This is a genomic window from Paenibacillus pseudetheri (assembly GCF_924513355.1).
Lineage (GTDB): Bacteria > Bacillota > Bacilli > Paenibacillales > Paenibacillaceae > Paenibacillus_AQ > Paenibacillus_AQ pseudetheri.
On the sequence record NZ_CAKMAB010000013.1, the window covers coordinates 1 to 24,125 of the forward strand.

The window sequence follows — 24,125 nt, forward strand, 5'->3', positions numbered from 1 at the left end:
TTTGTCGATGCGCTTTTACACACAGATTTCGCCATGCGCAAGCATCCTAGCTACAAAGGTGGCTTGGCCCCTCCTTCGGTTGGACTTTCACCAACTAGATAATGCGTGCCTCTGGGCACGCTGACAGCAAAAAGAGCTCAGTTTCCTGAGCCCTTCAAATACATTTCTATCTTTTTATATCTGAAGAATTGTCCCAACCATCAACGTTCTCGAGCCCCGGAATGCTATCTTTATAGAAAACAGGATCCTTCCCTTCACGTTTCTGCTTTTTATAATCCTTCAAGGCTGCAAAGGCCACTTTAGATAATAGCAGGATGGCAATCAAATTCACGATAACCATGAAGCCCATAAATAAGTCGGCCAAATCCCATACCAATTGAACCTTTGCTACGGAACCAAAAATAATCATCGCCAAAACACTGTATCTATAGAATAGTAATACTTTTTTGTTGGAATTCAAAAATTCTATATTAGTCTCACCGTAATAATAATTTCCAATTAACGTGCTGAAAGCAAACAAAAAAATCATAATCGCTAGTGATCCGGAGGCCCACGAACCAATATGCTCGCTTAATGCGGCTTGTGTCAGTTTGATTCCATCCAGCCCTGGCTGCTTATAGGCATCAGACAACAAGATAATGAACGCCGTACTCGAACAAATAAGTAACGTATCTGTGAGTACACCTAGCGCTTGCATTAGCCCTTGCTTCACCGGATGACTCGTAGTTGCCGTTGCCGCAGCATTAGGCGCACTACCCATACCCGCTTCGTTAGAGAACAGTCCACGCTTCACGCCCTGTAGAATTACTGCACCAAGAGAGCCACCAGCGACTTGCTCAAATCCGAAGGCACTTTTCACTATGAGTGCGATAACTGCTGGAAGTTCTGTAATATTTATCAGCATAATAATAAGAGCAGCCCCAATGTAGATTCCTGCCATTACCACTACAATATATTCGGACATTCTTGCGATACGCTTAACACCGCCAAAGATAACCAACGCAAAGGCAGCAGCCATAACAAGCCCGAGAATGGCCCGATTGGTGCCAAATGAATTCTCAAAGGCCACTGTGACCGTATTCGATTGGACCGCATTAAATACAAGCCCGAAAGATAATGTAATCAGAACAGCGAATATCGCTCCCATCCAGCGCTTGTTCAGGCCTTTCTCCATATAATAGGCAGGCCCGCCGCGAAATCCGGTCTTATCCTTCACTTTATATACCTGTGCCAAGGTGCTTTCTATAAAACCGGACGCTGATCCAATAATGGCAATCACCCACATCCAGAAGATAGCCCCTGGACCACCTATGGCAATAGCAATTGCGATTCCCGTTATATTACCTGTCCCTACCCTCGCCGCCATACTGATACAGAAGGCCTGGAAGGATGAAATACTATCTTTTGACCTTTCATTGGATCCTTTAAGGACCCGAAACATTTCTTTGAACATGCCAAACTGTACAAATTTCGATCTTACGGTGAAATAAAGTCCACAAGCAATAAGAAGGATCACCAGTATTTTCGACCACAAAAAATCATTTGTTACGCTAATCATACTATCTAAAAATTGTTGCATGTAATTCCGCCTCTCCATTCTGTCGATACCAGGTTGTTAAGCTTATAACACATAGTATTTTCAAATATAACAGTCATTATTTCAAATGCCAATAAAAATTGTAACTTTCATAACATCTCTTGTCAGTGGGTTTCGCTTTTTTTTGATTTAGGGAGCTCGCTTTGCCATATTCACGTAACATACAACAGGAATACCATTATAATCCCAAACTAACGTTTACCCTACGGAATAACAAAATCACTCGGCGAAAAGCTAATGGTTTAAAAGAAATGTTACAACAAGGTGGGTTCCTAGCATGAGTATTTCAATCGTATTTACAGGTGGAGGCTCCGCTGGCCATGTATCCGACAACCTCGTGTTGATCCCTAAGTATCTAGCAGAGGATTGGGACGTCCATTATATAGGCTCCGAACAAGGGATTGAACGTAAGCTTTTGTCTGATTACAAGGAGAATGTGACCTACCACCCCATTTCCACAGGAAAATTGAGACGCTACTTCGATTGGAATAATGTAACTGATGTATTCAAAATCATGAAGGGTATTTTTCAATCTTACCGACTCAATTCAAATTAGCTGATAAACAACGTGGTTTAGACTTTTGCGGTTTTACCTCTGTTAAGCCTGTTCTTCTTATTATGGGAGAGAACCTGTACCGAACATTTTTGGAATGGGTATAATTAAAGCATCTAAAATCTTAGGGGGAGAAACTCATGGAGAACCATCCGACGTTAGAAATGTATGATTACAATGTATGGGCTAATCTAACGATCATCCGTCGCTTAAAGGAATTGCCTAAGGACATATACCATAAGGATATTCAGAGCGGTTTTTCTTCGGTAGCGAAGGTTGTGACGCATATTTATGTCGTGGAGAACATTTGGTTTGACTTGATTGAAGGGCGAACTAGGAATGAAGCTATAGCATCAGCTGCCCAATTAGAGCCCTTATTAGCTATAAAAGATATTGAAGAAATGGATGTCCTCTATCGTGAACTAACCAGCAAAAATAAAATGGTGCTGGCTAGTCAAATAGATAAGGACCCCACTGTTGTGTTAGATCATCCAACTATGGGATCACTTGAGACATCCATTTCCGGGGCTATCTTCCACATCGTAAACCATGGCAGCTATCACCGTGGAAATATCGGGACTATGCTGCGACAAATGGACCACACCTCAGTGCTGCAGGATTATGTCGCCTATCTTTATAACGAGTCCAAATGATCATCGAGCTATTATCTTTGAGGAATCAATTAGCTACAGATTTAAAATATTGGTAGACCTGATTTAGCTTTTTGTCATGTTTACCTTTTGGACTCTCCATATTCCCAAACTCGAAAAACTTCACTTTTTTCATACCGCAATATTGAAATAATGCTTTTCTCATCAGCACCTTATGGGAATTGTTTAACCAATATAAAGGATAAAGGGTTGGCCCCTTCATGCTGGAAATACAAACTACTGACTTCCCTTTCAGCAGCCCCTCCGGGATCAGGCCGCCCTTTTCTCTATAAGCAAAATTAGAGGCAAACATTTGATCAATATACCCGAGCAGCATGGCTGGAGGCCGCCCCCACCAGATTGGATACACAAACACAATTTTGTCGGCCTGACGAATCTGCTCACGATACTTCTCAAACTTGGGATCGATATGCATGTCTCTTCTACGTTTATTTTCATTAAAAACCAGCACCGGATCAAATTGCTCCTCATATAGATCAAGCACCTCGATGTTCGTGATCTTTCGATTTTCATTACTTCCTTGAATGACCTTATTGAGAAAAGCATAACTTAAACTTTTATGATTCGGATGAGTATAGATGACTAAAACGTTCATTGCTCCACCTCTTTAATTATCATTTGATAACAAAATCGTATCATAACCTTCATTTAGTTGTCAAATGATAATTGTATTATGATAATTATTTTGTTAAAGTTTACACTAAGAGGTGATCATTATGGACAAAGAAGCGTTTTTTCATAAATTAGTGACCTTTACGACGGCAGTCCATGAAGTAACATTCGACTTAACCAAAGATGTTAGACCGGAAGGTATTACGCCCGTTCAATATAATATTCTGGAGTATATTGCGGTCAGCCAGCCTGTTACTCTCAGTCAAATTAGTGATTGTAAAAATATCTCTATGCCGAATACGAGCCGTGAACTCAAGAAATTAACAGAAAAGAATCTTTGTGAGAAGCTGGATGTCGCAGAAGATCGGCGTAAGCAAATGATACGATTATCTGACGCTGGACAAGCGATGATGAACAAAGCTTTTGAGCAGATCGGAGAACGTTTCCTGGAACGGATTAAGGATTCTTCTACTGAGGAACTGGAAGAAATCAGCCGAGCGCTGGATGTGCTTCATTCCAAGGTATTTAATAGCGGTGAATGAGTGGGTTAAAAAGAAAACAGAGCGGCGGTTCTCCGTTCTTGGAGAACCGCCGCTCTGTTTTTTGGGTCATTCATTGGCTGATTCGTGACAGATTATCAGCTAAGCTAAAGCCTAAGAACTTCGAATCAGCTTCACCTTCACCTTCACCCTAAATCGCCAAATCCACTATTTCACCAGTCCGCCGATAAAGGTCTCAAAATTGTCCGCCAAGCGTGTGATCTTGTATTTGTTATCTCGATCTACATGGATAACCTCGGGTTCGCCATCATTTCCAACTCGCGGTAATCCAGCATGATTACTTCATTCTCAGAAGGACAATCACAAATCACCACACCAACCTCAGGATAACGTCCATTTTCAATCACAGTCCGGCTGCCTGAAGCTCCACACAGCGACTTATTCTTATCTCTTCCAATTCCAAGGAGCCCTGAAATCGTAATAAATTCTCCTGTTTCCGGAACTGGGTACCGATTGTTATGAGGAATTCCCCCATTATGTAACTTCATCATTTCAACGTAGTATTTTGGCAGCTTAAAGACCAGCTCTTCTTCCACTGAAGCAATCAATGCATCTGTAGGCGGCTCAGAGATATATTCTGAGAATGCATACTCGCTATCATCCCAAAAATTGGTGGAGTCGATCGCTACTACAGGCTTCCTTGCGGGTTTGCTCACAGGCTTTTTCGCAGCTTTCTTAGCTAATTTACGTTTGATCCAACCCAAAAACTCCAAAGTGTCCTCATCATCAGGCTCTAGCTCGTCTGCAATTGTAAATGCTTTTAAAGCTTCGTCGTACCGCTTCAGATAATAATAGGAAACTCCGATACGGTAATGCCAAAGCGGGTCACCTTCACACTCTTCTTCAATGCTCAAATACTGCTCTAAAGCCTCTTCATATTGCCCGAGATTATTAAGCGCTCTGCCCAAATGACTAGTTAGAACATAATCTCTTTCCTCTTCAGGAATTTCCGTTATTGCATCCATGATTTCTTGAAATTCATCCTCTTCATGCCAAGTATCCAATTTTGCCAATAGTTCATCACTCATCATTAATACCTCCTAGTAACGATCACTCAAAATACCTAATAGAAATTATACCATTTATAGCCTATGCCCAGCCAATCACGCAAGTCCTCCTGCATATCCATACCCTTGAGGCGGTTATACCTAGGAATAGTATGTCGTAAGAGGATTACAATCAACACAAAAAAGCGCTGTGTCAGCCACAGTCGCTCTTTGATTAGTTAATAGTACGAAGGCATAATTTATTTATAAATATCTTTTAGAGGGAACAAAGATAACTTACCATCCTCCATCCGGTATACTTTATCACAATATTCAAGCATACGCTCATCGTGAGTAACCATAATCGCTGCTTTCTGGCGTGACTTCACCTCTTGCGCGATTAGACTAACTACTTCATGGGCCCGTTTAGTATCCAAACTTGCTGTAGGCTCATCCGCCAAGATGACATTAGGGTTATTTATTAAAGCGCGAGCGATGGCTGTCCGTTGCTTCTCCCCACCTGATAACTCTTCTGGAAGACTTGTTAGCTTCGCGCCAAGACCCAGCTCCTCGAGCAGCTTAGTGGCCAATTGCTTATCCTCTCTAGTTACTGTACTCGACATTCTTTTTACTATTAGCAATTGATCCAAAACATTTAAATAAGGAACCAAGTTTGAAGATTGCATAATAAATCCGATTTCTTGTAGTCTTATATTCGACAGTTCTTTGGCAGTAAGCGTAGAAAGAGTATGCCCATTCAGCTTAACTTCCCCTTCTGAAGCTTCAAGCATCGCTCCAGCAATAGACAAGAACGTACTTTTACCTGAACCCGACGGTCCAACTACAGCCACGAACTCACCCGGCTCGACCGATAGAGTTACATGATCAAGTGCGGCGATACGATTACTTCCTTCAGCATAGTATTTTGTGACATCATTCATTTGTAATCCCCTAGTCATTATTCAACCCTCCCCAATGCCTGTAGCGGATCAATCTTTGTAATCTTTCGAACGGATACCATCGAACTTAACACAGCGATGATTAGTAAGATTACAGAATAAGTTACGACAAGATTCGTTTCCAGCTTGAAAGGCATACCCTTCGGCATAATGGCGGCTGTCCCATAAGTCAGTAAGATTCCAATTACAATACTAGTCAAAGAAATTATAAATACTTGCGATACAATGGCTTTTCCAAGGAATTTGTTACTAGCACCTATAGCTTTCATGATGCCAAACTGGTTGGTCTTCTGCATCGTAATTACATAGAAGAATACTCCAAGCACAAATGCTGAGATCGCCAGCAAAAATGCCAGCATCATTAAAATCGTACCATTCTCTTCCTTGTAACCTGGCATCCCTTGAACAGCTCCTGCCCGGGTAACCGTATCCGTACCTAATAATTTGCTATTCATTACTTCTGGATCGATATCCTTGCCTTGCAGCATAATTGCATTAACCGAATCTGGAACTCCTTTATCTGAACCCGGAGCAGCAAAACTAATCTTCCGCCACTCCTCCATCGGAGTAAATACGGAAGCAACGTGGTTATAGGTCTGGTCCTTCACAAACCCGATAATCGTCAATGATTCCGTTGTACCGTCTAACTGAAAAGTATCACCGAGGCTATAGCCCTCATCCTTCATGGTCGAGTTCACCAGTACACCAGTAGAATTCTCAGAAGTTAAGCCCTTCCCTTCGACGATAGCCGGCTCCAAGAAACTTCCTGGATTAATTCCTATAATCGCGATGTCTACCTTATCCTCATTCTTAGCACCTTGCCCTTTCAGCGCTGTTGCCATTGTACTTCCCATCGGTGCTGCAGCACTAACATTTGGCAATAGCTCCAATTCAGCCAATAACTGCTCAGACAGAAGGGACTTGCTCATCGAAGACTGCGACCCTTCTTCAAAAACTACATAATCAGCCTTCATAGTCTTGAATGTGGATGCAGCTAGTGTAGATAATCCAGTACCTAAACCTGATAAAATGAATACCAACCAAGCAATTAATACAAAAATAATGGTAATCATTGAAAACTTCATTTTACTATGCATCAATTCCTTCATAGCTAAGAACATTATCTTTTTCAGCTCCTTTATATTAATTTGACACATGTGTCGAATTAAATAGAACTGGCACATTCGTCTCATTTATTAAACAATATAAATGACACATGTGTCAAATTTCCTCCAAAATTAGATCAGCTCTTTGCGCCCCCAATCCACATTTGAAATAACACCCTACCCCAATCAGGTGTTGGGATATTGAGCATATTAGGTGTATTAATTAGGTTAAAAAAAACACCAATAAGTACAGGAAGTGGGATATCCTGCCGTAGGCTTTTTTCCTGCTGTGCGCGTGCGAACAAACCAGATAACTGAATTTTAAGAGTCTTATGTGCTTCTTCAATAAATTCAAGGTCCCTCGCCGCTGCAGCAGAATTCGCTGTGTTTATTTTACTGGCATCTCCCAGGAGCTGATGGAGCGAAGATTCTTCTACGTAAATGAGAAGTAACTGCTCGAGAGCGTCCATGGGATTTGCCTCGTTAATTGTTAATGCCTTATCTAATACCGCTGCGATTACGCGCTTCATACAAGCGGCAACGATCTCTTCTTTATTAGCATAATATTGATAAATGGTACTTCGGGCGCCGGACAGATGCTGCGAGAGCAGCTTGAGATGAAAGCCATCGTAGCCATGATCCAATACTAATTTTTTTGTCATATCAAGCAGCTCGGCTTCAGTAAAAGATTGTTTTCTACCCATGGTTCATCCCCTTTTCATTATTATCAGTTTAGCACACACAAAAAGTAATGCGTAGGTCATAATAAATAGACAGACTGTCCAAAAGCAGTACTCTCACCTGCGGACAGTCCTTTCAAAAATACTTGGATATTCTATTTATCGATATGTTTTACCTTCACGAATGCATCCCGTTTTCAATTCTCTGCATAAACTCTTCAACGGCGCTATAGCCGAGCTGCTTCAGATACCAGTTGTTGGCGGCAGCTTCGATTAGACCAGCTACGTCACGGCCGGGCTGAAGCTGGATTTCAATATGTGGAATTTTAACACCGAGATAGTCTGTGAACTTCGGCTCCAGTTCGAGCTCATTATTCAAGGAATTCTCTCGCCAAGGAGACAACTCGATGTCGAGTACAATTCGCGTCTCATCCTGAAAAGCTCTACGCCCGTACTGGCGTACAACATTGATCAGACCAATACTGCGCAGCGCTAGGAATTCGCGGGTCGTCTCGTTATGTGTGCCGAGAAGCGTCGCCGGTCCCAGCTTCTTCAGAACCACGATATCATCTGCCACAAACCGATGACCTCTTCTAATAAGCGTGTGCGCGGTTTCGCCGCTCTTCAACGCTTAGGGTTAACAGATAATTGATTTCCTTGCAGCCCAATACTTGTACCCGCTTCGTTGGGAAAAAATCAAAGTAACCCACGAACTCCAGGCCAGGTCTATGCGCCTTCGAACGTGTGATTTCACGATCCATGCAGCTAGCACCTGCTAGCACTTCCAGCTTAAACGTTTCCGTAAGGCTTTGAACGGTAGTCGATTTCAATGTTGTTCTCCTCCTGTGGTTACGTATCTTGAATACGCAATACGGTTAACGGGATATATTCAACGAAGAACGGAATGATTCCTGCAACAACGCTACTCTTTAGCCTGAAAGCCTTGTGTGTTATTTACACCAAACATTCACAATTTTCTGTATGAGTGCGGTATGCGAGATATGTAGGCTCATGATTACGATTAGGACGTTCTATTTACTCATTAATGTAGGTGTTGACTCGGTTTTGAATCAGCTTGCTGACGTCTTCAACTGATTTCTGACCGCTCATATACGAATCAAACTCTTCAATCGCAATTGAAACGACCTTCTGATCACTAGATAAATTCCTACTTGCTCCATCTATAAGCTGATGTAATTCTTGGATCTTGCTTTCTACAGTCTCAGCATCAAACTTCTGTTCTAGAAGAGGTAGTGTACCCGCTACTGCCTGCTGCTTAGCATCATTAAGCTGTTTCTCCACAACGCCCTTATGCATCGCAAAGCCTTGTACCACTGGTGAAGATTGCATGTCCTCGGAAAGCATGAACTTAATAAAATTCCAAGCTTCATCTTGAACCTTAGATTTGCTGTTAATGCCTAATGTGAAGTACGACTTAAATGGAGTTCCATTATATTTTCCATTGACTGTTGGATTTTGATATAGTTTAAGCTTTGGATCAAGGACTTGAGACAGGCCTGACATTGGATCGAAAAGGTTAGCTTTGTTGAATAAGGTTTTGGAATAGTCGTACGAAAATTCAGCTTTAAGTACGCCCTCATCATACATCGATTTGATTTGCTTCATCATATCTCGAAACAGATCGGAATCAAAATTAGCTTGACCTTGATCAATGAGCTTATCATAATTTGCTTCTATATACTGCGCTAACATTTGAATCGGGAATAGATTAACAAATGCCACATAATCCTCACCAACTTGTTCCTTAAGTTTCTTAGAAATTTCTTTAAACCCATCCCATGTCCAGGTCTTATCATCAATTTCAATATTAGCTTGTTCTAACAACTCTGTATTTCCAGTAAGCGCGTCGATGACAAATGAGAATGGCATTGCATACAAACCATCTCCATCCTGGGAGTTTTCAAAGATATTCTGATAGTACTGATTTCGATCAAAGTCAGAATCCTGGTCCATCAGATCATAGAAATTAGTCAGCATGTTCTTGGCGACATATTTGTCCTGCGGCAGATCGTTCATCACGATAATGTCTGCCCCTTTGCCAGACATCATCTGTGTGCTCACCGTTTGAACATATTTCTCAACATCACTCTTTGAGAATGCTTCACTCGATGTACCTTCCTCCGTTTGAGGTCTAGCTAGATACTCTTTGATATCAATTTGTATATCTGGGCGAATTTTTTTATATCGCTTAACCGCCTCATCTAAATAAGGAGTTACCGCCATGGTCGCAATCTCAATCGTTTTGCCATCCTGACCTGAATGTTCATCAGATGATCCTCCTGCACCCGATCCCACGCTACTGCTAGAGCATCCCGATAATACGACTATCATTGCAAATAAAGCCAATACCCATCTTCTATTCAAATTGATTCATTCCCTTCAATATATTCGGATTTGATTACCTTCCTGCAGTGGTTCACTTGATTCAATAATGATCTCATCATCAGGACTTAACCCGCTCACAGCTACAACCTCATCCTCGGTTGAATCACCTGTTATAATATAAGCCTTGCGTGCACTAAACGTATTCCCGAGTGAGCTTTTCTTCTCCTCAACTACATAGACATAGCTTCCAGTTGCATCTTTATGAATCCATTTCTTTGGTAACACATAACCTTTTTCATTTGACTCCTTCTTTATATCTAGACTGACTTGTTCGCCGCCTTGAAGACCATCATCGGAGATGGTAACGACAACCTGATAACTGGATTCGTCGGATGAATCTTCACTGCTCTCTTTAGATGCTTTAATCTCTTGAATCATACCGTTAACCAATGTATTATCTTTCGCCAATCGAACAGAAACCTTAGATCCAATCTCGAATAATGCCGTATTCTCCGACTCAACAGCAAATGAAAATTCGAAGCCCCTGCCACTATCCATTAAGGTCAGGATTGTCCCCCCTTTTGAAGCATTCATGCTATCCTCTAGTGTAATCTTTGTGATTTTGCCATCAAAAGGGGCAGTCAGCGTTTGTTTATCCACTTTTTCTTTACGCATTTTATTCAATTTTCTTTGCGCCATTTCAAGATCCATATTATCCAGTTCAAGAGCTCGCTCAGCCTTGGCAATCACTTGCTCATCACCATCTATCAAAGCATTAAGCATATTCTCCTCTAGAATCTCCCGATTTAGCTGTTGTTTCTTAAGCGCCGTTTCCTCTTGAAATAGCTGCTCATCCAGATCAAAGCTGTCGAATGACACGAGCTTTTGCCCCTTCTTAACCTCATCATTCTCTTTTACATGAACCTTCACAATTTTAGAGCCAGTCTCATTTAACAAATCCACCTGCTTTCGAGGCGTTAAGACTCCACTCCCTTTAACCTGATGAACTAATGATTTGGAAGCAAGCTTCTCCGTAATCACCTTGGGCAGCATCATCGTTTCGAGGGTGCTACTAAAAAACGTCAAGCCAGCCAATACAACAAAGAACAATACAAACAAAGCAGCCGTTAAACGTTGTCGCTTAGATGTGCTTGTCATCTCATTCCCCCTATCCTTTAATTCCAGAAAGCTCTATGCCCTCAATAAAATACCGTTCCGCCAAAAGAAATAAAAGAATCATTGGCGTCATATACAAGACCGCAGCAGCAAAGGATACCCCAAGCGCATCTTCCTGCAGCCGAGATAGAAAAATGGACAAAGGCTGCAAAGAGGTATCCTGCAGAAAGATTAGTGGCTGCTCCACCATATTCCAGTAATCTGCAAACAGCAGAACAACAAGCGCTGCCATGCCAGGTTTCACCATAGGCAGGACAATCCTGATAAAGGAGCGGAAATAGCCTGCCCCATCCATTTGGGCAGCTTCCATATAAGCAGTTGGAATTTGGAGCATAAATTGTCTGAGCAGGAACACTCCAAACGCCGCAAATATCCCTGGTAATATAATAGAGCTCGGACTATTAATAAGCCCCAATCGATCAGATATGATATAATTTGGCACAAGCGTGACCTGAAAAGGCATGAGCATGGTTATCAAATACACAATAAATAATGGCTCTCTGCCAGGAAATCGCAGCTTGGCAAATGCAAATGCCGCTAATGTTGCCACCACGACCTGGCCTATAATGATTGGAAACACCATAAACACAGAATTCCAAAACATACGAAGAAATTGCGAGGTTGAAATAAGCACCTTAAAAAATTGCTCTAGCGAAACCCAATCTGGAATCAGCTTCAAATTCACAAAGTCATTCATCTGTGTATTACCCAACATGCCGTAATTCAGCATAATTTCCTTCTCCGTCATCAAGGAGCTTACCATTGTCAGTACAACAGGAAATAGCATTACAAGCGCGATTACGGTTAAGAAGATTGTACGCAGCAGTATTCTTATTTGTCTCTTGTTCATTTACACCCCTCCCTTTACTCCATAAATGAACGGAACTTATGTTCAACTCGGAAGAGCATCAACACAATGACTAGAATGCAGAGCACCATTAAGCAAGCTGCAGCCGACAGCTTCTGAATATCAAGTGATAGGAACATATTGTTCATATAGTGCTGAAGCATATAGATGCTGTCATGTGGATAGTCACCCGCAACTAAATAGATTTCCCGAAATACCTTGAATGAGTTCAGAATCGACATCAGCATAACTAAAAATCCTGTCGGTATTAAATAAATCAAGGTGATCTGGTGCTTACGAGCCCAACCTGCACCTTCCAGGTTTGCTATCTCATAGTATTGATCAGGAATATTTTGCAACCCGGCCAAGAATAGAACCACATTGTAGCCGATGTTTTTCCATACATAGATAAAAATAATGACACCTTGCGCCCACTCTGATTTCATCCAATCGATCCGCTCAATTCCAACCCACTCCAATACATGATTGAAAAAACCATTCCAATCGACTAGGATCTGCCATACGAGCACAATTGACGCTACTGGAACAACCAGCGGCAGCACATAAGAGGTGCGCAGCCAATTTCGAAAGAAGACTCGTTTGTTAAGCAGCATGGCAAGAGCAAGTGACAACAGAATAAGGATCGGAACGCCAATAATAGTGAACCAGAATGTATTCCCCGCCGCCTTTTGAAAGGACGAACTTGCTAATAGACTCTGGTAATTGGCAAGCGATAATCCTGCCTCACCGCTTGGATTCTCAAATGAAAATACAACACTTTGACCAAACGGAATCAAATAAAATAGCGCAAAACCAATCAAGCTCGGTGCAAGAAAGCAGAAAGCCACGAGAACCTCCTTGCGAGCCAAATATGAAATTCTCACAGCCTCACCCTCCCTTTGAGCTTGTTCCATACAAGCAGAATGAAACATATTTACCGTACAAATAACTATTCTATAGGCCAGCTTCGGTATTAATTTGGAGCAATTGTGGAAAAAGTATGGAAAAGCCCGCTTGAAAGAACAACTTTGTTAGAATAATAGATGTATTAGTTAGGAGGTCTGTTAATGAAGAGCTATCAAATCGCAATCGTTGAAGATGATTTTCATATAAGAGATATCGTTGAGACTTATTTACAGAAGGAAGGCTACAGAACTATTTCGTTAAGTTCAGCAGAAGAAGCGCTCATGCTATGGAACACGGAGCGCCCGGATATGTGGATTCTAGATATCATGCTTCCAGGTATGAATGGCTATGAGTTCTGCAGACAAATTCGCAAGGAAGCCGAAGTTCCAATTATTATGATCTCCGCTCGTGATGAAGAAGTAGATAAGATACTTGGACTTGAGCTTGGAAGCGATGATTATTTAACTAAACCTTTCAGTCCACGTGAGCTGGTCGCAAGGGTGAATCGTTTATTCCATCGACTTAACTCGCTTACTGAGAAATCAGAACAGAATATAGTCTTTTCAAAATCAAATGACCTCATCATCGATGAGCTTCGTCTGGTATTAGATAGTCGTCTGGTTTACTGGAAATCTAAAGAGATTGAAATGACGGTGAAAGAATTTTCATTGCTTCATACCTTAGCAGCACAGCCCAATCGTGCTTTTTCACGCAATGAGTTGTTAACATTAGTATGGGGTGATGACTATTTTGGTAGCGATCGAGCGATTGATGATTTAGTCAAAAGACTTCGTCGTAAAATGGCAGAACTGCCTCTTGAAACCGTTTGGGGCTATGGTTATCGAATGCGAGTGGATGGAGTGAAGACATAACATGAAACTAATCTATAAACTTCATTTATCATTTGGAGTATTACTGGTGTGCGTACTCATGCTTACAGCTACATTCGTTTATCCTCTACTAATGGATACGTTAATCGATAATCAAAGAGAAGAACTAAGATCACAAGGTAATGCAATGATGGAGTTGGTCAATTCGTTACCTGTTCAAGAACTAACACCTACTCAATCATCAGCAGCTGCTGTCGTACAGCCGGCAAAAGAGATTAATAGAACAATAGATGCGTTACTCATAGAACCGAATAGTAATATATTGTTTAGTACAATGACAGAAGCACAGACAAAGTCATGGATACCACTCATTGAACAGTACTCAACTCACAATCAGGGTTTATGGGAAAATGGACAGGAGAAATATATAGTTGAGACCTTAACTTCTAATCCACAGAGTCTTGATCCAGCTAGTGCTGTAGCTCCAGCCACACTTGTCTTGTCTACACCTCTAAGCAAAGTGAAATCATATCAATCAGAGCTGTTTGCAAGAACGATGTTCATTATGGTGATTGGGGGAATAATTGCCTTTAGCCTAAGTTTATTTATTACCAAACGTCTTGTTACTCCTCTAGAGAAATTAAAACTTGAGCTTAAAAAAGTTGAAAAACGCCATTTTGATGAGGTGCAACTCATTCAAACTGGCGGAGAAATTGGTGAGGTAGCCCAAAGTGTCCATCATCTGGCTGGAGAACTTAAGCAATACCATCATGCTCAAAGGCAATTTTTTCAGAATGCTTCTCATGAGCTTAAGACCCCACTAATGACTATTCAAGGTTACGCTGAGGGAATTCGAGATGGTATTTTCACCGGGGATCGTGCTGACAATGGTCTCGATGTAATCTCGAGCGAATGTGAACGACTTAAGCGAATTGTCACAGAGATGATCTTATTAGCCAAGCTTGAAAGCGAAGATGGTATCTTCGATCAAGAAGAAGTGTCGGTTGAACAATTAATCAATCAAACCGTCGATCGAATACGGCCATTAGCTATAAATGAGGAAGTTGATATTAAGATAAAGTACGAAGTTAATAAGCCGAGCAACCTTCATATTGATGGGGATTCAGAGAAACTCTTACAAGCGGTACTAAATATTATGAGCAATGCGATCAGACATGCATCAAAAGCCGTGGACATAGAAATTTCGGAGCAGGATGGACAAGTGCAGATCGATGTCATTGATGATGGTGAAGGTATTCCTGATCATTTACTGCCTCAGCTATTTCAGCGTTTTATTAAAGGTAAGAATGGAGAAACAGGACTTGGACTTGCCATTTCACGTGCAATTGTTGAACGGTGCGATGGTACTATATCCGCTCATAACGGAGAGCATGGTGGAGCTATTTTTCGCATGAGCTTCCCTATTCATTAAGACAACAGTAATAACTATAAAACTGCCGATAGCTATTATGATTTAGAAAAGCAGTATATTCGTAATGTGCAATCCGAGCAAGAACGCAACTTGTTTGTTATTATGACATATAGATTAGACTATTAAAGTTCTCACATTTCTGATACCCATATCTAAGTCAAAGTGCCTCACTTACTGCAACCTTCTTATTTTGAATCCGAAGATTCCTTTTATATGTCGTGAATAATCCGAAGTACCCTAGCGCTACGAGGATACAGATTATAACGTCAACAACAATCAAGTTCTGATAATTCCCAAAATAATCGAAGGATAGGCCTCCGATTAATACACCTACTATACCGCCACCCTGGTGCATGAGAAGTAGAACACCGGTATGTTTACCTTTACCCTTTGCAAACTCATTGATGACAAGCATTCCACCCGGTACTGCGCTTAAGTAGGTAATTCCGAACGCTATAGCAAAAAGAATAGGTGAACTTCCCAAGTGCATAAAGAGGAAAGCAAAGCCTATAATACGTATGCCATACAATAGAGACATCATCATTAATTTATTGTATCGGTCCAGAAAATAGCCGCAAATGAGTGCCCCAGTAATTTCCATAATACCTAGTATGCTCATAGATAAGGCGATCATGCTAGGTGATACATCTGCCAACTGGTGTATGGCTACCAAATTCATCTCTACGGATCCCATATTGATACCGCAGGTGAACAGCGCAATCGCGACCACGACAAAGATAGGAAGATGGATAAATTTCTTGGGCGATGGAGTTATTCTAGTTAACATACCTTGCCCTTCGACTTCTATTGAATGATTCGATTCATCTTTCTCCTTATTCTTCTGTTGTGGAGCCTTAATTCCTAGCCAAATTACGGGAAGTGACACACAAACACCTAGGATAAAAGAAGCCATAAAGGCGTTCTTCCACGTCAGCCAGTCCTCGGATACGAAAATGGGCGTAATAATCGCTAATCCTACAGAAGAGGCACTCGCCAGCAAAGCCATTGCTTTAGCCCGATGATGCCGAAACCATTCAAACATCAATATATAACTCGCCGTCGCCCCAATACCCGCCAAACCAGAGATAACACCGTATCCAATAAAAAAGACGATAGGATGGTGGCCTAACACGACAATACCAGTACCCAAAGTACTCATGATTGCACTTAACATTAGTATCTTCTTTGTACCATAACGATCCACGAGCCAGCCCCCCAAAGGTGCACATACGGCTATGATGAATAAATTGGTGGACCATGCCATTGAGATGAATCCCCTACTTATCTGTAAATCCGTTGATATTTGCACCTGAAAAAAAGACAAGCTGAATCGAGTCAATGCACCAATAAATCCAATAACCCAGAGAGATCCTAATCCAATCCATGCATACCTGGATTCCTTGAACCATGTCGTTGCCATTATGGTTTCCACCCCTGTCTATTATAAAAGATACCGATTGGTATCTTTTATAATAGCATAGATGCTTTTTTTTGCAACAGAATAAATTCATTTGATATACTACGTGTACATATACCATTAAGGACGGAGGATGACGATGGAAAAGGGTGAGAAAACTCGCAAATACATCATAGCTAAAGCCGCTGAACTTTTTAACCAGAAGGGATATTCGGGCTCATCCTTATCTGATATAACAGAGTTGACAGGCATCAAGAAAGGCGGCATCTACCGTCATTTTTCCAGTAAAGATGAGATTGCATATGAAGCTTTTAGTTATGCGGGTAGTATTGTCGGAGCCCAACTCGCTCATGCCATTAGTCAGCAAGAAACGGCCTCTGGCAAGCTATTAGCTTATTTACATGTGTACGAGAAAGTAGTTGAAGCACCACCTTTCATTGGGGGTTGTCCGCTCCTCAACACGGCTATTGAAAGCGACGACAGTCATCCAGGCTTACGTGAAAGAGCCCAGCAAGCCCTAATAGGTACGCTGGAGTCCAAAAAGAAAATCATATCCGAAGGTGTTCAAAGCGGTGAATTCAAAGCAGACCTCGATATTGAGGCACTAGCTACTTTCTCCCTTTCCATCATGGAGGGCGGTATCATGATGAGTAAGCTCGAAGGAAATAATCGGCATATACGGATGAATATCAAGAGCTTTGCTGCTTATTTAAAAAAAGAGTGTCTACGCGAGCCCAGTTAGTTCATTCAATACTGATGCTCTCCTTATTTATGTTCCAACCACTGACAATCTGTTATTTCTATTTCTGTGAATGTTGCTTTAAATGAAGAGTCTTCGGGGCTGCAAGCGTATAAACCAAAGTTTATTTGCTCATTCCCTTCAAAAAAATGAAAAATTCGTATCTGCTTAAAGGTAATCCCATCTAAAGAATTTTCAACACAGAAGTCACTCTCACGTCTACTTAATCTGTAGTACATTGTTTTTATTGTTGCGTCGATATCTGTTGTTGCCCAGTCCGAATATCCGTGATTTGTAACTACACTACCCAATCTTTGATATTCTTCATTCTCATATTCGATCGATGCCTTGAACCAATTGTCACTGTCCTGATAAATAATTACTCCACACTGGTCAAATCTATGAGCGCTGTCAAAATCAGTTTTTACTATAAAAGAAAAGTATTTCTCATCCGTCTTCATCAGCAGCGCAGGTGCATTATCATTTCTGAATCCATAATAGGTACGTTGCCAAAGATCCGTATTAGGCTCCGTTACAATTTCAATCCTGTCATTTGAAATAGAAAAAGTGCTTATTGGATACTGCCAAAAAAGATTTTCTTTTACAAAATTCATCCCACTACTCCTTTCTAGGTACCTCTTTACCCTTGAATGTCCCTCCTGGCATCTTGCTCGGCGAGAATCTCTTTGTCCTCCGCGTTATCTCTCGTCACTTTCTGAACGCCAACGGCGCTATATGAAATCAACAGAATAACAGCTATATAATACCCCTTTACATTCAATTGAAATGGAGCATTGTACAGACCAATAAAGAACATTACATACCCAATAACCAAGCCTGCAAAAGCCATAATTGTGAAAGCCCCTGTATTCCTCATCCTGTGTTTCGGATTTTCCAGCTTAATTTCTTTATCCTCTGAATTGTCTCTAACGACCTTCTGCACAACGATACAGCTGATCGTAATTAACACCATGCAAAGTAAATAATACCCTTTCACGTTCAATTCCCAATCGTCATTGTACACCCCCAAACAGAATAGAAAAAGACCTGCAGCCAATGCAAAATACGATACCCCTGTGAAAGCAGCTGTGTTGCGTTTACGATACCTCTGATTCATCCGACGATCCCTCTCCCAATACAGAATTAAATGGTGTTATAACCTTCTTCACTATACCGTGGAACATCGGTAAAATTCTACCATTAATTAGGTTGTTTTAGGAAAACGTAAAGAAAACGGTCTCAGTCCCAGGAAATTCAGGACTAAAGCCGCCTCCTACGTTATCTGCAACATTATGATTTAGAAAAAATGCTTCTCCCTCTCCTGATCCACCAATTGCTGCTGTGCGAGACGAATCATCTCGCGGACCATCGATCCACCAATTTTTCCGCCAATCTGCCCTACTGATTCTGTACTCAAATGTCCATTCTCACCATGTTCCAATGGGATACCAAGTTCTTTTGCGACTTCATATTTCACATCATCAGGCCGCTCCAGATCTACATCATAACCCTCGCGCCGCATCACCTCGGCTTTAAATGTTTGCATTCCGCGATTGACTCCCGGCACTGCATATTTCCTGTTTCTTCTGGACATCCCTTATCCCCTCCTAACATGTTTTAAGTAACATGCCCGGGAAACGAAATCTCCACCCCTGTTGATTTGCTCCGCTTATTTCCAAGAGGGCGCTGAATGGCCAATCGCTGTCAGGGTGCTTGTCCTCTGTTTTTCTTATGCATAAATTTTGCTTGAAGGTGACGTTACGTCACCTGCTATACTAACTGAGAACAACACGCTGGAGCAATTGATTGGATGTGAGGAAAGGATGTACAAAGAGAACTATTTAACGACAGGGCAGCTTGCAAAGCGAACAGGAATAACGGTCAGGACATTGCGATATTACGATCAGATTGGGCTTCTAATTCCAGAAGATCATCACGCGGGATCGATAAGATCTTATAACATGAAAGACCTAGAAAAATTGCAGCAAATTCAAACGTTGAAATACTTAGGGCTATCACTTCAAGAAATAAAAGACATCTTAGATGCAGAGTCGCTATCCATAGGGGAGATCAGACATTCGTTACAAGCACAGCTCGATGTTCTACAGAGAAAAATCACTCATACGGAGCATGTAGTTCATGCAATACGAGATGCTATGCAAATGTCGGTCGATCGGTCTGATTGGAACCACTTAGCAAATGTTATTCAAACCTTGCAGAGTAAGCAAGATTGGGGGGAACAGTATCGGACGGCGAGCCGCTTGCAAACGCGGATACATCTTTATGACAAGTTCAGTACAAATCCGCAAGGCTGGCATAATTGGGTCTTTGAACAACTGGAGGTGCACCCTGGAGCCCACATTCTAGAGTTAGGTGGCGGCGATGGGACCTTCTGGGTAAGAAACGCCGAACGAATTCCAAGCAGCTGGCGCATCACACTTACTGATATTTCGAGCGGGATGGTAGAAGAAGCACGTTGCCGCTTAGGAAGTAAGAATTCACAGTTTAAGCTTTTATCTATTGACGCGCAACAAATCCCCTTCCACGATGAGCATTTCGATGTGGTTATCGCTAACAACATGCTGTATCACGTGCCGGACATCCCTAAAGCGATCCACGAGATACACCGCGTCCTAAAACGAGGGGGTATAATATGCACCTCTACAATGAGCACTCAACACCTACAAGAGATTGAACACTTGGCGGTCTCGTTCGACCCCGACCTTCATGTATTGGATCAAGCTATTAAACGATTTAATCTGGGTAACGGAGGAGTCCTGCTGTCTTCTTGCTTCTCCGATCTTCGGTTACTACGTTACGACGACCGTCTGTTAGTCGACGAAGCTGAACCCCTGATTGAATATATGATATCGACTCCGATGAACGCAAAAGAGCGACTTGTCGGTGCGGCTATAGACAAATTTCGAAACCACGTCAATCGGCTCCTACAGCAGAATGGAGCCCTCGAAATGACTAAAGAAAATGGGATTTTTCTAGGGAGGAAATGAGATGAAGGCACAGCAGTACAACCCAAGAGTACGGATCGTAAAAGAGGAACTTCTATCGGATAACTGGTACACCTTAAAGAAGATCACATTCAAGTATGAAAAAGAAAATGGACAATGGGAGACACAATCCCGTGAAGTGTATGACCGAGGCAACGGAGCGACCATTTTACTCTATGATCGTCACAAACAAACCATCGTACTTACGAGACAATTCCGAATGCCTACTTATCTAAACGGCAATGTGACTGGAATGCTTATCGAAACCTGCGCGGGGCTACTCGATAAAGAAACACCAGAAGAAAGTATTCTGAGGGAAACGGAGGAAGAGACAGGGTACCGTATCGACCGAGTGCAGAAAGTTGGCGAGGTCTATATGTCACCAGGATCCGTTACCGAAACTCTGCACTTCTTTGTAGCTGAGTATAGTGACGTCATGACAACAGGTCCGGGTGGGGGACTTGAGGAGGAACAGGAAAATATTGAAGTAGTGGAACTTCCGTTTGCTCAAGCGCTTGACATGGTCCAAAGCGGCGAGATTCGTGATGCTAAGACGGTAATGCTGCTCCAATACGCTCAGATCCAAGGTCTCTTGAAGGTAAAATCGAAGCCGCTACATATCCTCATCGCTGGCCCGTATCGTTCTGGAACCAATGATGATCCAGTATTAATCGAGGAAAATGTCAAATACATGAATAAAATTGCTCTTCAAGTTTACGAGGCTGGGCATATGCCTGTGCTGGGGGAGTGGTATGCTTTGCCTCTTATTGCTACAGCCGGTTCCACTAATCTAGGAGACGACGCTTTCAACCAAATTTTCCATCCATCTTCCATTCGCCTGCTTGATTACTGTGATGCCGTGCTTCGAGTTGGAGGATCATCTCAGGGTGCCGATGAAATGGTAAAGATTGCGCAAGAGAAAGGATTGTTGATTTACGAACGGCTGGATGAACTTCCGTTAATTTGATAACAAGCATTTATTCCTGTCTGATGATGCACTCTTGATTTAAGTCAATGCTCACCATACTACTCCTAATTACAATGATAATAAAAAGTCCTTTAGGAGGGTATCTTATGACTATCTCAGAAAAAGACCTATCGAATCAGCGAAAGTCCGCTTTAACTGCTGGAATCTCACTTATTATCATGACCCTTGCCTCATTTTTTTCGTATGGCTTTGTCCATGTGAATCTTGTTGTTCAGGGCGATGCCAGCGTCACATTCAATAACATTGTGTCATCCAGTAACCTTTTCAAAGGTGAAATCTTGGGTTGGATCATCATTATGATTACTGACATCCTGGTTGCCTGGGCGTTTTATGTGTTTCTAGAACCGATTAACCAAAAGCTTTCTTTACTCGGCGCATGGCTTCGTCTAACCTATTCCGCTATATTGGGAATCTCTATACTAAACTTGATATTTGTGCTGCTGCTCACGGGAAATGCAAGTGACTTTCCCTCAATAAAAATCGATCAGGCTCAAGCATTTGTAATGTTATTTCTGGATGCATTTCAATGGATTTGGTCTATGGGGTTGGTCGTTTTTGGCGGGCATCTGTTAATTGTGGGCTATGTGGCTTTAAAATCTGGCATCATCCCTAAAGTAATCAGCATCTTATTGCTGCTTGCTTCAATTGGTTATATGATCATTCATCTAAGCAAAATATTTCTCCCACAATACGAAGGGGTCATTACAATATTAAATTACGTTTTCACTATTCCTATGATCGTAGGAGAACTGGGCTTTGGGATATGGCTGCTGCTTAGAGGAAGAAAACTCCACAAAAGTGTATGACTTTCTTTTTAGTTATCACTGGCATGAACCCGCTTCTTAATTCTACTTAATGACTCTGGTGTCATCCCCAGATAGCTGGCCAATTGATGCTGAGGTACGCGAGTGAGTAAGTGAGGTCTTTTTCGCAACAAGGCTTTGTAACGTTCTTCAGGATTGGAAGCGATAAATGAAGTTAATTCGTCCTGTACCTCACCTAAGTTTTCCTCTACCATTTTGCGGATCATCGTTTCCAATTGCGAGTGTTTGTGAAGCATGTCTTGTTCCTCATTAAGTTTACCAACCACCAATGTGCTATCTTCTAGACAGGTTAAGGTGTACGCAGAGGGCTTGCTTTCTTGATGCCGATTAAAAATCGAAGCCGCTTGCTCTTCCGTGTAGAAATTAGATGTGACTTCTTTTCCCGATTCATCTATCGAGTACTGCCTAACACAACCTTTTAACACGAAAAAACATTTTGTGGGAACATCTCCTTGTCTAAGAAGCACTGTTCCCTTTTTAAATTCCTCTATAAGGATACCCTCAACAATATCCTTCTGTTCTTCTTCATTAAGAGATGTAAATTTACTCATATACTTATACAATATGTTGTTCATATCTCTCTCCAATCTTCCGAAGCTAACGGCCCGCTTATGATGTCCTTGAAGTTATTTAGGCTCCCGTGAGGGAGCCTCTTGCCTTATTATACTAGCTCATACAAAGACAAATCCAACCTTTCAACTCATCATACGCCGCACAGCTGTGTCCGATAGTGAGCCTCATATTCGGACGATCCCCAAAACAGGGAAGCAACTCCGTATTCTCGATTACCTGATCAGAAAGAACATAATAATCGCTTCGACCAATGGGCATCGACATATCATCACCGGTAATATCAAGCATCGTCTCATTGACGGTAAAAAGCGCAAGTCTCAGCTTGTTCCCATACAGTTGCAGAGGGGCTTTCATATAAGGAACGATATCATCTCTCATTTTGAGCATGTTTTCCAAAGGATCTCCCCTGAACTGAAGGGCATTCTGAAAATTCGTATTTAGAAACAGCGAGTTGGTCATACGCTTGATTTCATCTGTCTGGTATTCGATGTTGTTTCTCGTCTGCTTTAATGCGGTCCGGACATTCGTTTCCGCCATTTCAGTCCTGGACTCTACTAGCATTGTATAGGCTATATAGCCAACCAGCACATCTGTCAGCAATACAAGAATGAGATACGGGATCATCATCTTGTATGTGAATGGAATATACTTTTTACTAGACCCTTTCCTCTCCATGCGCATGCTCCCTTATATACGTATCAATCGACTGCTATTTTGACCCATTCTACAATGAAAAGAAAGCGGTTACCACATCTTGTATTTGGAAACTTTGCTTTAGAGTAGCACTCTGTTCTCCAAAATATTTTTCAAGCTGATATGCGATTTGGAAGGTCCGAACTTTATAAGGTGATCTTGAAATTCAGCAAGCGCCTCAATCGTTGAGGTCTGTACCTTAATGAGATAATTATATTCTCCACTAATGCGAAACAAATCGGTGACTTCCATGGCATCGTTGCAAAAATCAGTGAGGTCTTGGCAATGTTCTGTTTTGATTAGAATAAAAGTAGTCGTACCCCGGTTCAGATCCCGCAAATTAAAAGCTGTATGATACCCCGAAATGATGTTCCTTTCCTCCAACTTAATGATTCTTTCTTTAACGGATGGTTGTGACATCGAAACCTCTTTGCTGATTTGTGAAATGGGCATTCGAGCATTGTACTGCAATAATTGCATAATCTTTTTATCAATATCATCCATAAGATGTTCCATATCAAGCGCCTCCTAGCTCTTTTTAATAAATAAACTCATTCAACTAAAATACCTTATATTCAATAACCATGTCAGTATAAAACACTTATCTTATATATGTATCTCCTAT

The 24,125-nt window shown here is 41.6% G+C and carries 27 protein-coding genes and 2 pseudogenes; 10 read left to right on the forward strand and 19 right to left on the reverse strand.

What is annotated here, in order from left to right:
- Nucleotides 1–166: 166 nt before the first annotated feature.
- Entirely contained in the window at nt 167–1,579 is a 1,413-nt protein-coding gene (locus L1028_RS13705) for an alanine/glycine:cation symporter family protein (RefSeq protein ID WP_234534699.1), read from the reverse strand.
- A 295-nt stretch (nt 1,580–1,874) separates the two neighbouring features.
- On the opposite strand from L1028_RS13705, the gene L1028_RS13710 reads away from it, so the two are divergent.
- On the forward strand, nt 1,875–2,153 hold the full coding sequence (locus L1028_RS13710) for a glycosyltransferase (protein ID WP_279306864.1): 279 nt from the start codon (nt 1,875–1,877) through the stop codon (nt 2,151–2,153).
- 137 nt (nt 2,154–2,290) lie between these two features.
- A complete protein-coding gene (locus L1028_RS13715; RefSeq protein ID WP_234534701.1) occupies nt 2,291–2,803 on the forward strand; it encodes a DinB family protein in 513 nt (170 codons plus the stop codon).
- Nucleotides 2,804–2,828: 25 nt separating this feature from the next.
- Here L1028_RS13715 and L1028_RS13720 read toward each other — a convergent pair whose 3' ends face one another.
- Nucleotides 2,829–3,416, reverse strand: a complete 588-nt coding sequence (locus tag L1028_RS13720) for an NAD(P)H-dependent oxidoreductase (RefSeq protein ID WP_149645498.1) — start codon at nt 3,414–3,416, stop codon at nt 2,829–2,831.
- A gap of 121 nt (nt 3,417–3,537) precedes the next feature.
- Between L1028_RS13720 and L1028_RS13725 the strand changes: the two genes are divergently transcribed.
- Both L1028_RS13725 and L1028_RS13730 read left to right on the forward strand, forming a co-directional pair.
- Nucleotides 3,538–3,975 carry a MarR family winged helix-turn-helix transcriptional regulator gene (locus L1028_RS13725; protein ID WP_234534703.1) on the forward strand — a complete coding sequence of 146 codons (438 nt, stop codon included), beginning with the start codon at nt 3,538–3,540 and terminating at the stop codon, nt 3,973–3,975.
- A complete protein-coding gene (locus L1028_RS13730; protein WP_234534705.1) occupies nt 3,972–4,127 on the forward strand; it encodes a hypothetical protein in 156 nt (51 codons plus the stop codon). The genes L1028_RS13725 and L1028_RS13730 overlap by 4 nt, the downstream gene beginning before the upstream one ends.
- 87 nt (nt 4,128–4,214) lie before the next feature.
- Here the strand turns inward: L1028_RS13730 and L1028_RS13735 are convergent, their stop codons facing one another.
- The 9 genes and pseudogenes from L1028_RS13735 to L1028_RS13775 form a co-directional block, all read right to left on the reverse strand.
- Nucleotides 4,215–5,024 (reverse strand): SMI1/KNR4 family protein, encoded by an 810-nt coding sequence (locus L1028_RS13735; protein WP_341482543.1) that lies wholly within the window; start codon nt 5,022–5,024, stop codon nt 4,215–4,217.
- A gap of 215 nt (nt 5,025–5,239) precedes the next feature.
- Entirely contained in the window at nt 5,240–5,938 is a 699-nt protein-coding gene (locus L1028_RS13740; RefSeq protein WP_234534707.1) for an ABC transporter ATP-binding protein, read from the reverse strand.
- Nucleotides 5,938–7,059 carry an ABC transporter permease gene (locus L1028_RS13745; RefSeq protein ID WP_234534708.1) on the reverse strand — a complete coding sequence of 374 codons (1,122 nt, stop codon included), beginning with the start codon at nt 7,057–7,059 and terminating at the stop codon, nt 5,938–5,940. The genes L1028_RS13740 and L1028_RS13745 overlap by 1 nt, the downstream gene beginning before the upstream one ends.
- Before the next feature lie 122 nt (nt 7,060–7,181).
- On the reverse strand, nt 7,182–7,748 hold the full coding sequence (locus tag L1028_RS13750) for a TetR/AcrR family transcriptional regulator (protein ID WP_234534710.1): 567 nt from the start codon (nt 7,746–7,748) through the stop codon (nt 7,182–7,184).
- A 154-nt stretch (nt 7,749–7,902) separates the two neighbouring features.
- Nucleotides 7,903–8,554, reverse strand: a pseudogene (locus L1028_RS13755) (hypothetical protein).
- Between the two features lie 205 nt (nt 8,555–8,759).
- The gene (locus L1028_RS13760; RefSeq protein ID WP_234534712.1) at nt 8,760–10,109 is read right to left on the reverse strand and encodes an ABC transporter substrate-binding protein; all 1,350 of its coding nucleotides are present in this window, start codon (nt 10,107–10,109) and stop codon (nt 8,760–8,762) included.
- Nucleotides 10,110–10,124: 15 nt separating this feature from the next.
- The gene (locus tag L1028_RS13765) at nt 10,125–11,228 is read right to left on the reverse strand and encodes an efflux RND transporter periplasmic adaptor subunit (protein WP_234534714.1); all 1,104 of its coding nucleotides are present in this window, start codon (nt 11,226–11,228) and stop codon (nt 10,125–10,127) included.
- A 10-nt stretch (nt 11,229–11,238) separates the two neighbouring features.
- Nucleotides 11,239–12,096, reverse strand: coding sequence for a carbohydrate ABC transporter permease (locus L1028_RS13770; protein WP_234534715.1), 858 nt, complete (start codon nt 12,094–12,096; stop codon nt 11,239–11,241).
- Nucleotides 12,097–12,110: 14 nt separating this feature from the next.
- Nucleotides 12,111–12,977 (reverse strand): carbohydrate ABC transporter permease, encoded by an 867-nt coding sequence (locus L1028_RS13775; RefSeq protein WP_234534718.1) that lies wholly within the window; start codon nt 12,975–12,977, stop codon nt 12,111–12,113.
- 183 nt (nt 12,978–13,160) lie between these two features.
- Between L1028_RS13775 and L1028_RS13780 the strand changes: the two genes are divergently transcribed.
- Entirely contained in the window at nt 13,161–13,871 is a 711-nt protein-coding gene (locus L1028_RS13780) for a response regulator transcription factor (protein WP_234534720.1), read from the forward strand.
- A 1-nt stretch (nt 13,872) separates the two neighbouring features.
- Nucleotides 13,873–15,261, forward strand: a complete 1,389-nt coding sequence (locus L1028_RS13785) for a sensor histidine kinase (RefSeq protein WP_234534721.1) — start codon at nt 13,873–13,875, stop codon at nt 15,259–15,261.
- A gap of 157 nt (nt 15,262–15,418) precedes the next feature.
- Here L1028_RS13785 and L1028_RS13790 read toward each other — a convergent pair whose 3' ends face one another.
- Nucleotides 15,419–16,681: an MFS transporter gene (locus L1028_RS13790; RefSeq protein ID WP_234534723.1), complete on the reverse strand. Its 1,263-nt coding sequence runs from the start codon at nt 16,679–16,681 to the stop codon at nt 15,419–15,421.
- 136 nt (nt 16,682–16,817) lie between these two features.
- Here L1028_RS13790 and L1028_RS13795 point away from each other — a divergent pair, with 136 nt between their 5' ends.
- The gene (locus tag L1028_RS13795) at nt 16,818–17,420 is read left to right on the forward strand and encodes a TetR/AcrR family transcriptional regulator (protein ID WP_234534726.1); all 603 of its coding nucleotides are present in this window, start codon (nt 16,818–16,820) and stop codon (nt 17,418–17,420) included.
- Between the two features lie 23 nt (nt 17,421–17,443).
- On the opposite strand, the gene L1028_RS13800 is transcribed toward L1028_RS13795, so the two are convergent.
- The 4 genes and pseudogenes from L1028_RS13800 to L1028_RS13810 form a co-directional block, all read right to left on the reverse strand.
- A complete protein-coding gene (locus L1028_RS13800; RefSeq protein ID WP_234534728.1) occupies nt 17,444–18,031 on the reverse strand; it encodes a DUF1349 domain-containing protein in 588 nt (195 codons plus the stop codon).
- 26 nt (nt 18,032–18,057) lie between these two features.
- Nucleotides 18,058–18,294 carry a YiaA/YiaB family inner membrane protein gene (locus L1028_RS31675; protein WP_306035596.1) on the reverse strand — a complete coding sequence of 79 codons (237 nt, stop codon included), beginning with the start codon at nt 18,292–18,294 and terminating at the stop codon, nt 18,058–18,060.
- Nucleotides 18,295–18,351: 57 nt separating this feature from the next.
- Nucleotides 18,352–18,534: pseudogene (locus L1028_RS31680) on the reverse strand (YiaA/YiaB family inner membrane protein); the annotation flags it as partial.
- A 180-nt stretch (nt 18,535–18,714) separates the two neighbouring features.
- Nucleotides 18,715–19,011 carry an alpha/beta-type small acid-soluble spore protein gene (locus L1028_RS13810; RefSeq protein WP_234534730.1) on the reverse strand — a complete coding sequence of 99 codons (297 nt, stop codon included), beginning with the start codon at nt 19,009–19,011 and terminating at the stop codon, nt 18,715–18,717.
- Nucleotides 19,012–19,159: 148 nt separating this feature from the next.
- On the opposite strand from L1028_RS13810, the gene L1028_RS13815 reads away from it, so the two are divergent.
- The 3 genes from L1028_RS13815 (at nt 19,160) to L1028_RS13825 (ending at nt 22,216) form a co-directional block, all read left to right on the forward strand.
- Nucleotides 19,160–20,425 (forward strand): MerR family transcriptional regulator, encoded by a 1,266-nt coding sequence (locus L1028_RS13815; RefSeq protein ID WP_234534732.1) that lies wholly within the window; start codon nt 19,160–19,162, stop codon nt 20,423–20,425.
- A 1-nt stretch (nt 20,426) separates the two neighbouring features.
- Nucleotides 20,427–21,389 carry a GDP-mannose pyrophosphatase NudK gene (gene nudK, locus L1028_RS13820; RefSeq protein ID WP_234534734.1) on the forward strand — a complete coding sequence of 321 codons (963 nt, stop codon included), beginning with the start codon at nt 20,427–20,429 and terminating at the stop codon, nt 21,387–21,389.
- A gap of 107 nt (nt 21,390–21,496) precedes the next feature.
- A complete protein-coding gene (locus L1028_RS13825) occupies nt 21,497–22,216 on the forward strand; it encodes a DUF4386 domain-containing protein (RefSeq protein ID WP_234534736.1) in 720 nt (239 codons plus the stop codon).
- A gap of 8 nt (nt 22,217–22,224) precedes the next feature.
- Here L1028_RS13825 and L1028_RS13830 read toward each other — a convergent pair whose 3' ends face one another.
- The 3 genes from L1028_RS13830 to L1028_RS13840 all read right to left on the reverse strand — a co-directional run bounded on the left by L1028_RS13830 (nt 22,225) and on the right by L1028_RS13840 (nt 24,016).
- Nucleotides 22,225–22,809: a Crp/Fnr family transcriptional regulator gene (locus L1028_RS13830; RefSeq protein ID WP_234534738.1), complete on the reverse strand. Its 585-nt coding sequence runs from the start codon at nt 22,807–22,809 to the stop codon at nt 22,225–22,227.
- 91 nt (nt 22,810–22,900) lie between these two features.
- The gene (locus L1028_RS13835) at nt 22,901–23,482 is read right to left on the reverse strand and encodes a hypothetical protein (RefSeq protein ID WP_234534740.1); all 582 of its coding nucleotides are present in this window, start codon (nt 23,480–23,482) and stop codon (nt 22,901–22,903) included.
- Nucleotides 23,483–23,581: 99 nt separating this feature from the next.
- A complete protein-coding gene (locus L1028_RS13840; protein ID WP_234534741.1) occupies nt 23,582–24,016 on the reverse strand; it encodes an Lrp/AsnC family transcriptional regulator in 435 nt (144 codons plus the stop codon).
- Nucleotides 24,017–24,125 lie beyond the last annotated feature (109 nt).

Coding starts and splice junctions, on each gene's coding strand:
- L1028_RS13725 (WP_234534703.1), top strand. CDS start 3,538: ATGGACAAAGAAGCGTTTTTTCATAAATTAGTGACCTTTACGACGGCA.
- L1028_RS13735 (WP_341482543.1), bottom strand. CDS start 5,024: ATGATGAGTGATGAACTATTGGCAAAATTGGATACTTGGCATGAAGAG.
- L1028_RS13750 (WP_234534710.1), bottom strand. CDS start 7,748: ATGGGTAGAAAACAATCTTTTACTGAAGCCGAGCTGCTTGATATGACA.
- L1028_RS13795 (WP_234534726.1), top strand. CDS start 16,818: ATGGAAAAGGGTGAGAAAACTCGCAAATACATCATAGCTAAAGCCGCT.
- L1028_RS13710 (WP_279306864.1), top strand. CDS start 1,875: ATGAGTATTTCAATCGTATTTACAGGTGGAGGCTCCGCTGGCCATGTA.
- L1028_RS13770 (WP_234534715.1), bottom strand. CDS start 12,096: ATGAACAAGAGACAAATAAGAATACTGCTGCGTACAATCTTCTTAACC.
- L1028_RS13790 (WP_234534723.1), bottom strand. CDS start 16,681: ATGGCAACGACATGGTTCAAGGAATCCAGGTATGCATGGATTGGATTA.
- L1028_RS13780 (WP_234534720.1), top strand. CDS start 13,161: ATGAAGAGCTATCAAATCGCAATCGTTGAAGATGATTTTCATATAAGA.
- L1028_RS13740 (WP_234534707.1), bottom strand. CDS start 5,938: ATGACTAGGGGATTACAAATGAATGATGTCACAAAATACTATGCTGAA.
- L1028_RS13810 (WP_234534730.1), bottom strand. CDS start 19,011: ATGTCCAGAAGAAACAGGAAATATGCAGTGCCGGGAGTCAATCGCGGA.
- L1028_RS13785 (WP_234534721.1), top strand. CDS start 13,873: ATGAAACTAATCTATAAACTTCATTTATCATTTGGAGTATTACTGGTG.
- L1028_RS13800 (WP_234534728.1), bottom strand. CDS start 18,031: ATGAATTTTGTAAAAGAAAATCTTTTTTGGCAGTATCCAATAAGCACT.
- L1028_RS13840 (WP_234534741.1), bottom strand. CDS start 24,016: ATGGAACATCTTATGGATGATATTGATAAAAAGATTATGCAATTATTG.
- L1028_RS13765 (WP_234534714.1), bottom strand. CDS start 11,228: ATGACAAGCACATCTAAGCGACAACGTTTAACGGCTGCTTTGTTTGTA.
- L1028_RS13730 (WP_234534705.1), top strand. CDS start 3,972: ATGAGTGGGTTAAAAAGAAAACAGAGCGGCGGTTCTCCGTTCTTGGAG.
- L1028_RS13705 (WP_234534699.1), bottom strand. CDS start 1,579: ATGCAACAATTTTTAGATAGTATGATTAGCGTAACAAATGATTTTTTG.
- nudK (WP_234534734.1), top strand. CDS start 20,427: ATGAAGGCACAGCAGTACAACCCAAGAGTACGGATCGTAAAAGAGGAA.
- L1028_RS13715 (WP_234534701.1), top strand. CDS start 2,291: ATGGAGAACCATCCGACGTTAGAAATGTATGATTACAATGTATGGGCT.
- L1028_RS13825 (WP_234534736.1), top strand. CDS start 21,497: ATGACTATCTCAGAAAAAGACCTATCGAATCAGCGAAAGTCCGCTTTA.
- L1028_RS13830 (WP_234534738.1), bottom strand. CDS start 22,809: ATGAACAACATATTGTATAAGTATATGAGTAAATTTACATCTCTTAAT.
- L1028_RS13835 (WP_234534740.1), bottom strand. CDS start 23,482: ATGGAGAGGAAAGGGTCTAGTAAAAAGTATATTCCATTCACATACAAG.
- L1028_RS31675 (WP_306035596.1), bottom strand. CDS start 18,294: ATGAGGAATACAGGGGCTTTCACAATTATGGCTTTTGCAGGCTTGGTT.
- L1028_RS13720 (WP_149645498.1), bottom strand. CDS start 3,416: ATGAACGTTTTAGTCATCTATACTCATCCGAATCATAAAAGTTTAAGT.
- L1028_RS13745 (WP_234534708.1), bottom strand. CDS start 7,059: ATGTTCTTAGCTATGAAGGAATTGATGCATAGTAAAATGAAGTTTTCA.